Here is a 13,351-nt window from a genome sequence, read left to right as displayed (position 1 = left end):
GAGCCCTCAGTCGCCCGACCGGCCCAAAACCCGATTGAAAATAGCCCGCACCTTCGCGCGCGTTTCATGAAGATCGCTTTCGAGAACGCCCAGGCTCGGCAGATGCGCTATCGCGGCGAGGCGCCGCTTGACGGCTTCGCTCGCCTGGAGTGGATCCGAGCCCTCATCCAAAGTCAGGCGCAGCATTTGCGTCACATTGGTCAAAAGGCGATGCGCGCTCGCCAGGGCAAGCGCATCTCCGGCTTCGAGAAGGCCAAGTCTACCCGCGGTCTCGATCACGTCGTAGGTCGAAACGGAAATGAGCTCGGGGGCGGCGCAGGCATGGCGCAGCAAAAGATATTGCGCCAGAAATTCTATATCCATGAGACCCCCAGCGGCGCGCTTCAGATCCCAGGGGCCCTGGTCGCCTTTCACGCTCGCAATGAGGCTTCGCATTTCATAGACCTCGCGCGGCAGGCTCTCCCCGCGCGGGCGCATCAGCGTGGACCTGACCGCCTCGCTGGTTCTGGCGCCAAGCGCCGCGTCTCCGGCGATCACGCGCGCACGCGTCAGAGCCATATGCTCCCAGGTTTCCGCTTCCTTGGTCTGATATTCGATGAACCGGTCGAGCTGCGTCGCGACGGGCCCTTTGCGTCCGGAAGGACGCAGCCGCATGTCGACCTCATAGAGCCGGCCCCGCTTTGTCGCCACCGTCAAGGCTGAGATGAGACGCTGCGCGATGCGCGTATAATATTGCACGGCGTGAAGCGGCCGCGGGCCGTCCGACTCTGGACGTTCGTTATCGAAATCATAGATCAAGATGAGATCGAGGTCGGACGCCGCGGTCATCTCGCGCGAACCGAGCTTGCCAAGCGCCAGGACGACGCAACAACCGCACGGCGGCCGGCCATGCTCCTGCGCAAAAACGCGTTCGACATTGGCGAGGCAGGTTTGAACGACGCTGGCGGCAAGCGCCGAATAGATCCGTCCGGCGTCTATGGGTTCGACCGATCCTGAAAAGAGCCGCAGGCCGATCAGGAAAAGCTCCTCCTGCGCGAAATCGCGCACGGCGTCGAGGAACTCCTCCGTCCCGAAATTGCTTTGCAGAAGAGGCTCGGCGCGTTTCCAAAACCCGGTCTCATCGACCGGCGCGTCAAGAATATTCGGGTTGATCGTCGCGTCGAGCAGATGCGGGTGGCTGATCGCCATGCGCGCAAGACGCGGCGCGCCGCCCAGAATATCGGCGAATAATTGGCGCATGCGGGAATTGGACTTCAGCATCGAGAAGAGCTCGATCGCCGCAGGCATGCGCATGAGCGCGGAGTCGAAACCGGCGAGCGCCGTGTCCGGGTCGCCGGAGCGGCCGAACGCCTGGATCAACCCCGGCACAAGTTCGGTGAGCACCTCCCTTGCGCGCGGCGATTGCACCGCGGGACGATGCCCGAAATGCCAGCCGCGCACCGTCTCCGCCGCCAAGGACGCTTTCTTGAAGCCAAGCCGAGCCAAGGTGTGAAGCGTTTCGGGATCGTCGCCCGCCCCGGTGAAGACCAGGCTGCCGTCCGAGGCGTCCAATCCGGGCGCGTTCTCGAACAGAAGCGCGTAATGATGCGACACGCGGCCCAGGCAGCGCGTGAGCTCATCGTGAAATCGCTCTTCCCGCGCATAGCCGCAAAAGCTCGCGAACCGCCGCAGGGCCTCCGCATCTTGCGGCAGGCGCTGCGTCTGTTCATCGTCCTGCATCTGCAGGCGATGCTCGATCTCGCGCAAAAACACATAGGCCGCGCGCAGATCGGTCACGGCCTCGCGCGTCACCCAGCCGTCCCGCCCCAGCTCGTCCAGCATGTCGAGGGTGCGGCGACCGCGAAGGCTTGGCCTCTTGCCGCCGAAGATCAATTGCTGGGTCTGGACGAAAAACTCGATCTCGCGAATGCCGCCGCGGCCGAGCTTCACGTCATGACCGGCGACTTTTATCTCGGCATGGCCTCGGACGGCGTGAATCTGCCGCTTCATCGCGTGAATGTCGGCGATCGCGGCGTAGTCGAGATATTTGCGCCAGACGAAGGGAGCGAGGGTCGCGAGAAATGTCGCGCCGAGCGTCATGTCGCCAGCCGCGGGACGCGCTTTGATGAAGGCCGCGCGCTCCCAGTTCTGACCGACGATCTCGTAATAGGAGCAGGCCCCCGGAAGGGCGACCGCGACCGCCGTCGAACCGGGGTCGGGGCGCAGCCGCAAATCGACCCGCAGGACATAGCTGTCGCCGGTCCGCTCCTGCAGCAGCCGGACAAGCTTTTTCGTGATGCGCACGAAAAGCGTGGCGGGCGCGACCGTTCCCGTGATTGCGGCGCAATCTGGATCGAAGAGCACGACGAGATCAACGTCGCTCGAATAGTTGAGCTCACAAGCGCCGAGCTTGCCGAGGCCCAGGATGACGAGGCCGCACCCGATCTCAGGCTTTGCAAGATCGGGAAGCTGCAATGCCCCCGCGTCATGCGCCTCGCGTAGCAAAAAGCGCAAGCCCGCCGCAATGAAAGCATCGGCGGCGCGCGATAGAGCCTGCGTCGCCGCGACCACGTCGAAGACGCCGCCGAGATCGGCGAGAGCGATGAGAAGAGCTGTCTCCTGTTTCGCGCGTCGCAGCGCGCGCATGATCGCGGCTTCGTCCGGAGCCGCATCGCAAGCCTTGTCGAGCGCCGCAAGGCATGTCTCCAGACAAACGTCGGGCGGCGCTTCGAGACAAAGGGCGAGGCGTGACGGATCGACGCTCGCAAGCCGCCACAAGAAGGGAGAATGGTCGGCGAGCGCCGCAAGGAGAGCGCGCACGGGGGCGTCGGATGCGAGGCCGCGCAAGCCTTCCGCCGCGCGGGGGCGCCGAGAAGCTCGGCGAGACGGGCTTGCGCGCGGGGCGCATCGGCAAGCTGAGGGGCGGCGCGCAACCGTCGCCAGAGCGGCAAGCCTGCGTCAGCGGCGCCGAGATCTCGGTCCCGGCCCGCGCCCTCTTCCGGGCGCCGATCCACGCTCACGTCGCGGCATCCGGCTGTGGCGGAACGCTGTCGTCATGACTTTGATGTGGAAGGCTCTCGACGTTCCGGCTTTGCGACAATTCGAGCCGGCGATCGGCTTCCTGGGCGCCAGGCGCACGCTCCGGCGGGGGCAACAGCATCGGCGCGCGCGACACAGGCCGAGCAGGAAACGAAAGGACGACGCGAAGACCAGGCGCGTTGTCCTCGATTTGCAGATGGCCGTTGTGCAGCCTGGCGACAGCCGCGGCGAGCGAAAGGCCGAGGCCGGAGCCAGGACGCGAGCGCGAATTCTCCAGCCGGACGAAACGGTCGAGCACGCGGGCGCGATCCTGCGCGGGAATGCCCGGCCCTCGATCGGCGACGCTGATCTCGACCCGATCCCCGCGCCGCCGCGCCGCCAGATCCACGGTTTTTGCCGCAAGCGCAGGAAGCCCAGCATTCGGCTCTTGCGCCAACGCGTCCGCAGAGCCGTCGGCGTTTTCCTGGCCGCCATATTTCAGGGCGTTGTCGACCAGATTGGCGACAGCCTGGCTGACAAGCTCACGGCTGCCGTGCAAAATCAAATCCGGCTCGACGGAAATCCTGAGCGCGACGCCGCCCTCTTCCGCCACCGGCTCATAAAGTTCGCCGATGTCGCGCGCGACAGAGGCCGCATCAAAATCGCTCATGCCCTCGCGCCCCGACCCGGCCTCCGCCCGCGCGATCATCAAGAGCGCGTCGAAGATCTGAATCAGACGGTCGGATTCTTCGAGCACCTTTTCGAGCGCGCCGCGATAATCCTCCGGGCTCTTCGCAAAGCGCAGCGCCTGCTCCGCCCGGCTGCGCAGGCGCGTCAGCGGCGTCTTGAGATCATGCGCGATATTATCGGAAACCTCCTTCAGGCCCGCCATGAGCTCGGCGATTCTATCGAGCATCGCATTGAAGTTTTGCACGAGACGATCAAGCTCATCGCCTGTTCCGGCGAGCGGCAAGCGGCCGGTGAGATCGCCGGCGACGATCCGTCTGGCCTTGGCGTTGATCGCGTCGACGCGATTGAGAACCCGGCGCGCCACCCAAAGCCCCCCGAGCGTCCCGATGATGACGAGCCAAAAAAGCGATGTCAGAAGCGCGCCGCCAAGAATATGGCGCAAGCTTTCGCCCTCCTCGAGATCTTGCCCGACGAGGAGACGGAACCCGCCCGGCAAGGCGAAGATGCGGGCGAGCGCCCGCCGCTTTTCAGGGCCGCCGCCCGAAGCCTGGTAGACCGTCTCGACGAGGCCCGGATGGTTGAGAAGGTCCGGCGGCAGGCCGATGATGTTGCCGGCGATGGGCTCCCCCGCGAATGTCGTCACGAGATAGAGGCCGGCGCCCGGCCGGCGCGCGCGCTTTTCGATGCTGTCGATGAGGCGGCGGATTCCGCCTTGGGCATATTGCTCGGAAAGCCCGGCTATGTCGGCGTCGACCGTCTGCGCGATCTGCTCGTCGAGCAGGGTTCTTATATTTTCGCCTATGCTGCCAAGAACAATTCCGGCGCCGATCGCGGAAATCACCAGATAGGCGAGCGATATCTTGAAAACGGTGGTGCGAAAGAGCTTATCGAGAGCCATCACGAATCATATATCCCGCGCCGCGTATCGTCTGCAGAAGCGGCGGGTCGAAGCCCTTGTCTATCTTGCCCCTCAGCCGCGAAATATGGACGTCGATGACATTGGTTTGCGGATCGAAATGATAATCCCAGACATTTTCGAGAAGCATCGTCCGCGTGACGACTTGGCCCGCATGTTTCATCAAATATTCGAGCAGGCGGAATTCACGCGGCTGCAGCAGGATCTCCTTGCCGTCGCGCGTGAGCTTGTGGGCGAGGCGGTCGAGCTCGAGCCCGTTGACGCGGTAGACCGTCTCTTCTCCCAGACCCGGCTGCTTGCGCCTGGCTAGAACCTCGACGCGCGCGAGAAGCTCCGAAAAAGCGTAAGGCTTGGAGAGATAATCGTCGCCGCCGGCGCGCAGTCCCTTGACGCGATCGTCGACCTGCCCCAGCGCCGACAAGATCAGCGCCGGCGTCTCGATTTTCTGCGCCCGCAAGCCGCCGATCAGCGAGAGCCCGTCGAGCTTCGGCAGCATGCGGTCGACGATGAGCACATCATAGGTTTCGTCCCGCGCGCGGGCGTAGCCCTCGAGCCCATCGTCGACATGATCGGCGACGTGCCCCGCCTCGCGGAACGCCTTGACCATGTAATTGGCCGCTTCGGAATCATCTTCGACAATGAGGATGCGCATGTATGACATATAGCAAATCTCATAAAAAGCAGCAGGCCGGGAGTTAGCCTCCCGGCCTGTCGCATCCTGGAGCCGGCGCCGACCGGGGGGAGCCCGACGCCGACCCGCAAAGCCTCGGGGCGAGAGGCTCAGGAAGCTGGGTTGGTCGCGATCGCGACGAAACGCGTGCCTTCGCCGTTCTTGACCCGAAGCAGCACGGCTTTGCGGCCGTCTTTCTTGGCCTCGGCCAGAATCGACTTGACTTCGGCGGGCCGGTTCACGGCATGGCCGCCGGCTTCGAGAATGACATCGCCGACGCGCAAGCCCTTCTGCGCGGCTGCGCCGTCGGGATCGATATCGGCGACCACCACGCCTTCGCTGCCTGCTCCCTGCACGGAAGAAGCCGGGGCGAGCTTGAGGCCGAGACCGACGAAGGCGCTGTTGTCTTGACCGACGGCCGGGTTCGCGCGAGCTTCCTTATCTTCAGGCAAGGAGCCGAGCTTCACCGAGACCGTCTTTTCCGCGCCATTGTGCCAATAGGCCAGATCCGCCTTCTTGCCCGGGCCGAGCGCCGCCACCTTGCGCGCCAGATCGCGCGGACCGTCGATCCGCTCGCCGTCAATGCCGAGGATCACGTCGCCTGACGCGATGCCCGCCGCCGTCGCCGGCGAGTCGGACTGAGCTTCGGCGACGAGAGCGCCCTTGCTCGACTTGAGGCCGAGACTATCGGCGATTTCGGGAGTAACCGGCTGAATCTTCACGCCGATCCAGCCCCGGTCGACCAAGCCCTTGTTCTTCAGAGAAGCGACGACGTTTTGCACAGTGTCGGCCGGAATGGCGAAACCGATGCCGACGCTTCCGCCCGAAGGCGAAAAGATCGCGGTATTGACGCCAACCACCTGGCCCTGGCCGTTGAAGGTCGGACCGCCGGAATTGCCCCGGTTAACCGGCGCGTCAATCTGCAGGAAGTCGTCATACGGTCCGGCGCCGATGTCGCGCCCGCGCGCCGAGACAATGCCCGCCGTCACGGTTCCGCCGAGGCCGAAAGGATTGCCGACCGCGATCACCCATTCCCCGACGCGGGGCGTCGCGGAGGAGAAATCGACATGCGGATAAGTTCCGCTGTCCTTGATCTTCAAGAGAGCGAGGTCGGTCTTCTTGTCCACGCCGACGACCGTCGCCGGCACGATCTTGCCGTCGTCCATGGTCAAGGACACATCTGTCGCATGATCGACGACGTGATTGTTCGTCACCACATAACCATCCGACGAGATGATGAAACCCGAGCCTTGCGCTTGCGTCGAGTGCGGCTTGCCATGTTGCTCAAAAGGCAGGCCGCCGCCCTCTTCGCCAAATCGTTTGAAGAAACGCTCCAGCGGGTCGCCGGGAGCGACATGCGGAGTTTCGGTTTCTTCATCCGCCTCTCCCGTCTCGGTGATCTTCACCTTGACCGAGACGACAGCGCCGCGCACGCGGTCCACCACGTCGGCGAAAGAGGTAGGGGCGGCGGTCGCGGCGGCGTCGGGCGCCGCCGTCGCGGCGAAAGCGGCGGGGGCAGAACGAAACCATTCATCAGACCAGCGGTCAGGGCGACGGTCGCCGCGGCGCCAAGGAGCGCCGCCCGGATATTATGCCGCCGGCCCGGCTCGGGATTGGGCGCGCCCTTCGGCTCGGGCCCAGCAAACGAGGAACTACCCATTGCTTGTATTCTCCATGGCAAAATCTGAAACTGCGGGAACTGCGACGGCGGGGCCGCGCTGATCGACATTAAGATGGGGTAGCGCAACTTACTCCGCCATTTCGGCCGGATGAAACTTCGGTAAGGTTCGCCATAAGCTTTCGCTTCGCCGCCGCGCCAGAGTGCTAATTGGCGGCGCGAAGCCGAAAAAGCGCGCGGTCTTAACCAGCAAAAGGGGCGACCGGTTGCACTATAAGATCACACTCGATCAGAGACTTGAGGGAAACAGCCGATTCAGAAGCGCGGCAGGGGCGCGCGCTCGACAGGCGCAGGCGGAATAAGACCCGGAGGCGGGCCGACCTCGATCGGGCCGCCATTTTGCGGCGGCGGCGCGAGGGCTCGGTCGGGAGTTGGAGCGCCGGCGCCGAAATCCTCCACCGGCGGCGCGCGGCGCTGCCGCTGCGCAGGCTTCTGGGGAGGGGTTTTTGGAACGTCCGGCGGGGGCGGAGGCTGCGCCTCTGTCGTTTCCGGCGCCGCGACGACTTCGCCGCCGCCTTTGCAGCCGGTCAGCCAAATATCGTAGACGGGATGCTCGATTCCGTGCAGGCCGGGACTTGCGGCGAACATCCAGCCAGAAAATATCCGTTTATATTCATTGGCGGCGTCGACCTCGTCCACCTCGATGAAGGTCGTCGTTTGCGGCGTCTCGGTGGAGGGCCGCGTGTAGCAGACGCGCTCCGTGATCTGCAGCGAACCGAATTGCACGGTTTCGTCGGTCGCCACCTCGAAAACAATGATTCGTCCGGTGATCTTGTCCAAGCCGGAAAACACCGCGATCGGATGCTTGATCTTGTCGGCCCATGCAGCATTCGCGGCGAGCAGGGTCGAGAGCGCGACAAGGCCGGAAAGAGAAATCAGCCGCCCCAGAAAGGCTCGCATTGCAAATTCCAGTTTGGGACGTTCAGCCGCCACTCTAAGCCTCGAAACCACGAAAGCCGCGTCGCGGCTCCGCCTGCCAGCGCCTGGCGCGTCCAAAGACGAACATGAAAGTCCGGCCGGAATGGGGCCTTGACTCACGCAGAGGCGCCGACCTCGCGGATGTGACTGAGATGAGCCCACGCCGCGCGTCGAGGCTTAGCCTTCAGGCGTCCAGGCGTCGTAATCGCCGGTCGCCCGAGGCCGCGCATTGGCGCGTAGCGTCGAGCCCGGCGGCCGCCAAGCTTCCGGCGTGCCGGTCAGATTCGGCAGATGCGGCAATTCCCAGGCGCGGGGCGTATAGGTCTCTTCCGTGGGAGGAACATCGACCGTGTGATGGAGCCAGCCGTACCAGCCGGGCGGCGTCAGCGAGCCGTCGCTCTCGCCGCGATAGATGACCCAGCGCCGCTCGAAGCCGAGCGCCGGATCGATCTTCCGCCCGCGATAATAGCGATTGCCGAATTGGTCCTTGCCGACGAACTTGCCGTAAAGCCTTGTATAGACCCAGGTGTTGAGCGTCTGGCTGTTCCACCAGGTGAAAATCCAAAAGATCCATTTCAGGGGTCTGATGCGCATTCGATCCAATTCCCAACCGTCCGGAGGGCCCAAACCCTTAGCGCCTTTCGGCCTCCGGCAAGCGCCGCCTGCCCCGCCAGCCGACCGGCGCATCGGGCCTTGGCGCATAACGCATCTCGTCTGGCATTTGCGGCGAGAAATAGCAACCATGCGCCTGTCTGAGCCTCACGCCCAGATCGCCACGGGCAGCCCTTCGGCGTCGACGCCAGGCATTGCCGGAAATACGCGATGTTCTTCGGCGGAAATGCGCCTTGCGCTCCAGGCGCAAGCGCAAGCGTCGTAAAAATCGTCCCACGCCGCCCCGCGCGGCGGCTTCTCCTCGAGAAAATCCATGGCGAAGCCCTGTTTCGCCAAAAGCTCCCTGCGGAGCTCCCTGCCTTCCTTGGATTTTTTGCCGTCGCTCAGCGCCTCGCCATTGTTCATCACGGCGAAGGAGACCTCCGGATGAACCTCAAAAACGCGGTTCTGCAGCTCCGCATCAGCCCGGAGCAGCCTATCGATCTGTTGAATGCGGGGAAAAATCCAAAATACCTGTTTGGAAAAGGACTTGGACGGTTCCGAGTTCTCCTTCTCCAGCTTACAAGCCTGTGCGTAACCTTTGTCAGGAGCTCCATCGTCAAAAGCTTCGACAGCCGCTCTGGACGGAACTGGAAAGACCGTAACTCCGCGCGGACCGAGGAACGTCCTGGCGGCCCGGTCCGCCGCGCGCCCGCCTCGGCCCGACTGCTCCGGCAGACCAATCGGCATATCGACGCCGATGATCGCATCCGGCGCGAAGGCGCCGATTAGCTCTTTGAAATCTGCAAAAATTTTGGTCTGCGCCCTGCCAATGTCGCCGGCGACGAAGGAGACCGCGATCCAGCCGCCTTTGCAGCCGTCGGCGCCGACAGTCGGCGGCTCTCGCCCCTTGGCTGTGATTTCTGGATTATTAACCATTGAGCCACTATATATAGATTGCAACGGTTATCAACAGGCTAGATTATGATGTGGACAACGTCTCTGGCAAAGCCCCTATCTTAATTTTGGCGATACCGAGGGCGTCCATAAAGAGTCAATGTGCCAGCCCCGAATAGCGATCAGGCGCCCAAGCCGAGTCGCGTAAATTCTCAAGGGACATGACCAATGCGGATCGAGCGGCGCTACACCAAACCCAATCAATCTCCCTATGCCGAGATCGAATTTCGCATGGCGAAAAGCGAGATCCGCAATCCCGACGGCTCGATCGTCTTCTCCCTCGAAGGGGTGGAGGTTCCGGCCGCCTGGAGCCAGGTCGCGGCCGATATTCTCGCCCAAAAATATTTCCGCAAGGCCGGCGTCCCTGCCCGGCTGACGCGGATCGAGGAAAATGCCGTCCCCTCTTTTCTCTGGCGCGGCGCGCCAGATGAGGCCGCGCTCGCGAGCCTGCCGAAAGCCGAGCGCGAAAAGGGCGAGACCTCGGCGAAACAGGTCTTCGACCGTCTCGCCGGCGCCTGGACCTACTGGGGCTGGAAAGGCAAATATTTCGACTCGGAGGCTGACGCCCAGGCCTTCTTCGACGAATTGCGCTACATGCTGGCGCGCCAGATCGCCGCGCCCAATTCGCCGCAATGGTTCAACACCGGACTGCACTGGGCCTATGGGATCGATGGCCCGAGCCAGGGCCATTATTATGTCGACCACGAGACCAAAAAGCTCGTGAAGTCGAAGACCGCCTATGAACATCCGCAGCCGCACGCCTGCTTCATCCAATCCGTCGCCGACGATCTCGTCAACGACGGCGGGATCATGGACCTTTGGGTGCGCGAGGCGCGGCTCTTCAAATATGGCTCGGGCACGGGCTCCAATTTCTCGAAGCTGCGCGGCGAGAACGAGAAACTTTCCGGCGGCGGCAAATCCTCCGGCCTTATGTCCTTCCTGAAGATCGGCGACCGCGCGGCGGGCGCCATAAAATCCGGCGGCACCACGCGCCGCGCGGCCAAGATGGTGATCGTCGACGCCGACCATCCGGACATTGAAGACTTCATCGAATGGAAGGTGAAGGAGGAGCAGAAGGTCGCGGCCCTCGTCACCGGCTCCAAGATCGTCAAGAAGGCGATGAAGGCCATTCTCCGCGCCTGCGTCAATTGCGATGGGCCGGGCGATGATTGCTTCAACCCGGAGAAGAACCCCGCTCTGAAAAAGGAGATCAAGCTCGCCCGACGCGCCTTCGTCCCCGACGCCACGATCAAGAAGATCATCCAGCTCGCGCGCCAGGGCCATACCGACATCGAGTTCGAAACCTTCACGACCGATTGGGATTCCGAGGCCTATCTCACCGTCTCTGGCCAGAACTCCAACAATACGGTGCGCGTCGCCGACGGCTTTCTGCGCGCGGTCGAAGACGATGGCGATTGGACCTTGACCCAGCGCCTCGACGGCAAGGTTCATAAGGCGATGAAGGCGCGCGACCTCTGGGAGAAGATCGCGCATGCGGCCTGGGCCTCGGCCGACCCCGGCCTGCAATATCACACGACGATCAACGACTGGCACACCTGCCCCGCGGCCGGGCCGATCGTCGCGTCTAACCCCTGCTCCGAATATATGTTCCTGGACGATACGGCGTGCAATCTCGCCTCGCTCAATCTGCTCCAGTTCCGCGATCCTACAACAGGCGCGATCGACATCGAGTCCTATGAGCATGCGGTGCGGCTGTGGACGATCGTGCTCGAAATCTCGGTCTTGATGGCGCAATTTCCGGCGAAGGAGATCGCGCGCCTGTCCTACGACTATCGCACGCTCGGCCTCGGCTACGCCAATGTCGGCGGGCTCTTGATGTCGTCGGGCATCGCCTATGACAGCGACGCCGGCCGCGCGATCTGCGGCGCGTTCTCCGCCATCCTGACCGGCGTCGCCTATGCGACCTCTGCCGAAATGGCCGCCGAGCTCGGCGCCTTCGACGGCTACAAGGACAACGCCGCCGCAATGCTGCGCGTCATGCGCAACCATCGTCGCGCGGCGCGGGGCGAGGCCTTCGGCTATGAGGCCCTGTCGATCGCGCCTGTCCCGCTCGATCACGCGTCCCTGCACGCGGTTCCGCTTTCGAGGCGCTCGGCGAACGCGCGCGCGCGGCCTGGGAGCGCGCCGTCGCGGAGGGCGAGCGCCATGGCTATCGCAATGCGCAAGTCAGCGTCGTCGCGCCGACGGGCACGACCGGCCTCGTCATGGATTGCGACACGACCGGAATCGAGCCGGATTTCGCCCTCGTCAAGTTCAAGAAGCTCGCCGGCGGCGGCTATTTCAAGATCATCAATCGCGCCGTCCCCGAAGCGCTCCGCGCGCTCGGCTATTCCGAAGCCGAGATCGGGGAGATGATCACCTATGCGGTCGGCTGCGCCTCGCTGCGGCAGGCGCCTTTCATCAATCATGCAAGCCTGATCGCCAAGGGCTTCACGCAGGAAAAGCTCGCCGAATTGGAGGGCAAGCTCGAAACCGCTTTCGACATAAAATTCGTCTTCAACAAATGGACGCTCGGCGCGGATTTTCTCAGCAATGCGCTCAAAGTCCCGGCCGAGAAGCTCGAGGATCAGAGCTTCGACCTGCTGAGCTTCTTGGGCTTCACCCGCGCCGAAATCGACGCCGCCAATATCCATGTCTGCGGCGCGATGACGCTCGAAGGCGCGCCCTATCTCAAGCAAGAGCATGAAGCGGTCTTTGATTGCGCGAGCCCCTGCGGGCGCACCGGCAAGCGCTATCTCTCGGTTGATAGCCACATCAGGATGATGGCGGCGGCGCAGCCCTTCATCTCCGGCGCGATCTCGAAGACGATCAACATGCCGAACGAGGCCTCGATCGAGGATTGCAAAGCAGCCTATATGCTTTCCTGGCGGCTCGGCCTCAAGGCCAATGCGCTCTATCGCGACGGCTCGAAACTGTCGCAGCCCTTGCAAAGCCAGCTGATCCAGGACGATGATGAGGAAGCGGACGAAGCAGTTGAAGCGCTCGTCGCCTCCAACGCGCCGGCGCGAGCCGCCGCCGTCGCCGAAAAGATCGTGGAGCGCATCGTCGAGCGGATCGAGCGCACGCGGGAGCGCGAGCGCCTGCCTGACCGGCGCAAGGGCTATACGCAAAAGGCCGTGGTCGGCGGCCACAAGGTCTATTTGCGCACTGGCGAATATGTCGATGGACGCCTCGGCGAGATCTTCATCGACATGCACAAGGAGGGCGCGGCCTTCCGCTCGCTGATGAATAATTTCGCCATCGCGATTTCGGTCGGGCTGCAATATGGCGTGCCGCTCGAGGAATATGTCGACGCCTTCACCTTCACCCGCTTCGAGCCGGCGGGATTGGTGCAGGGCAATGACGCGATCAAGAACGCGACCTCAATCCTCGACTATATTTTCCGCGAGCTTGCGATCTCCTATCTCGGCCGCAATGATCTCGCCCATATTGACCCGAGCGACATCGGCCATGACGTGCTCGGCAAAGGCGAGGCCCAGAGCCGTCCGCCGCAAGGCGGCGCGCCGACAGGACCGTCCAAGTTCGTCTCGCGCGGCTTCGTGCGCTCCAAGGCCGATAAGCTGATGCTGGTCCAAGGCGGCGCGCAGGCTTCCACGCAGGCCTCCGCGCAAGCCGCCACGGCCTTGAAGAACGATCTCGAAATGGAGGTCGAGGCCGAGCTAGGCCAGCTCGATTGGGCCACGCCCGCCGAACGCTCGGCCATAGCCGAGAAACGCAGCCAGGCGCGGATGAAAGGCTACACCGGAGAAGCCTGCGGCGAATGCGGGAATTTTACGCTGATCCGCAATGGGACTTGCCTCAAGTGCGATACCTGTGGGGCGACTACAGGGTGTTCGTGAAGCGACCTTCGACAGCGGGCCAAAGGATCGTCAGCAATGCAGGGACATTGGTTAGGCCAACGCCATAGTCCACG

7 protein-coding genes and 1 pseudogene are annotated in these 13,351 nt (G+C 63.4%); 1 reads left to right on the top strand and 7 read right to left on the bottom strand.

The features are described 5' to 3' along the window. Positions 1-6: 6 nt before the first annotated feature. From RZS28_RS15790 to RZS28_RS15760, 7 genes are all read right to left on the bottom strand, one after another. Entirely contained in the window at positions 7-2,826 is a 2,820-nt protein-coding gene (locus tag RZS28_RS15790; RefSeq protein ID WP_407338689.1) for a bifunctional [glutamine synthetase] adenylyltransferase/[glutamine synthetase]-adenylyl-L-tyrosine phosphorylase, read from the bottom strand. 169 nt (positions 2,827-2,995) lie between these two features. Beyond that, a complete protein-coding gene (locus RZS28_RS15785) occupies positions 2,996-4,585 on the bottom strand; it encodes a sensor histidine kinase (protein WP_407341145.1) in 1,590 nt (529 codons plus the stop codon). Beyond that, positions 4,572-5,255: a winged helix-turn-helix domain-containing protein gene (locus RZS28_RS15780; protein WP_407341144.1), complete on the bottom strand. Its 684-nt coding sequence runs from the start codon at positions 5,253-5,255 to the stop codon at positions 4,572-4,574. The genes RZS28_RS15785 and RZS28_RS15780 overlap by 14 nt, the downstream gene beginning before the upstream one ends. Before the next feature lie 128 nt (positions 5,256-5,383). Further along, positions 5,384-6,706 (bottom strand): Do family serine endopeptidase, encoded by a 1,323-nt coding sequence (locus RZS28_RS15775; protein WP_407338688.1) that lies wholly within the window; start codon positions 6,704-6,706, stop codon positions 5,384-5,386. A gap of 500 nt (positions 6,707-7,206) precedes the next feature. Next, the gene (locus tag RZS28_RS15770; protein ID WP_407338687.1) at positions 7,207-7,851 is read right to left on the bottom strand and encodes a DUF2155 domain-containing protein; all 645 of its coding nucleotides are present in this window, start codon (positions 7,849-7,851) and stop codon (positions 7,207-7,209) included. 195 nt (positions 7,852-8,046) lie between these two features. Continuing rightward, positions 8,047-8,463, bottom strand: a complete 417-nt coding sequence (locus RZS28_RS15765; RefSeq protein ID WP_407338686.1) for an NADH:ubiquinone oxidoreductase subunit NDUFA12 — start codon at positions 8,461-8,463, stop codon at positions 8,047-8,049. A 165-nt stretch (positions 8,464-8,628) separates the two neighbouring features. After that, positions 8,629-9,399, bottom strand: a complete 771-nt coding sequence (locus tag RZS28_RS15760) for a DUF429 domain-containing protein (protein ID WP_407338685.1) — start codon at positions 9,397-9,399, stop codon at positions 8,629-8,631. A 186-nt stretch (positions 9,400-9,585) separates the two neighbouring features. Between RZS28_RS15760 and RZS28_RS15755 the strand changes: the two are divergent. After that, a pseudogene (locus RZS28_RS15755) lies at positions 9,586-13,277 on the top strand (vitamin B12-dependent ribonucleotide reductase). Positions 13,278-13,351: the final 74 nt, after the last annotated feature.

Source organism: Methylocapsa polymorpha (assembly GCF_045689225.1).
GTDB lineage: Bacteria > Pseudomonadota > Alphaproteobacteria > Rhizobiales > Beijerinckiaceae > Methylocapsa > Methylocapsa polymorpha.
This window is presented reverse-complemented; position numbering and strand designations above follow the sequence as displayed.

Excerpts from the sequence above, each read along its gene's own strand:
- RZS28_RS15765 (WP_407338686.1), bottom strand. The coding sequence starts at position 8,463 with ATGCGCATCAGACCCCTGAAATGGATCTTTTGGATTTTCACCTGGTGG.
- RZS28_RS15770 (WP_407338687.1), bottom strand. The coding sequence starts at position 7,851 with ATGCGAGCCTTTCTGGGGCGGCTGATTTCTCTTTCCGGCCTTGTCGCG.
- RZS28_RS15780 (WP_407341144.1), bottom strand. The coding sequence starts at position 5,255 with ATGCGCATCCTCATTGTCGAAGATGATTCCGAAGCGGCCAATTACATG.
- RZS28_RS15760 (WP_407338685.1), bottom strand. The coding sequence starts at position 9,399 with ATGGTTAATAATCCAGAAATCACAGCCAAGGGGCGAGAGCCGCCGACT.
- RZS28_RS15785 (WP_407341145.1), bottom strand. The coding sequence starts at position 4,585 with ATGGCTCTCGATAAGCTCTTTCGCACCACCGTTTTCAAGATATCGCTC.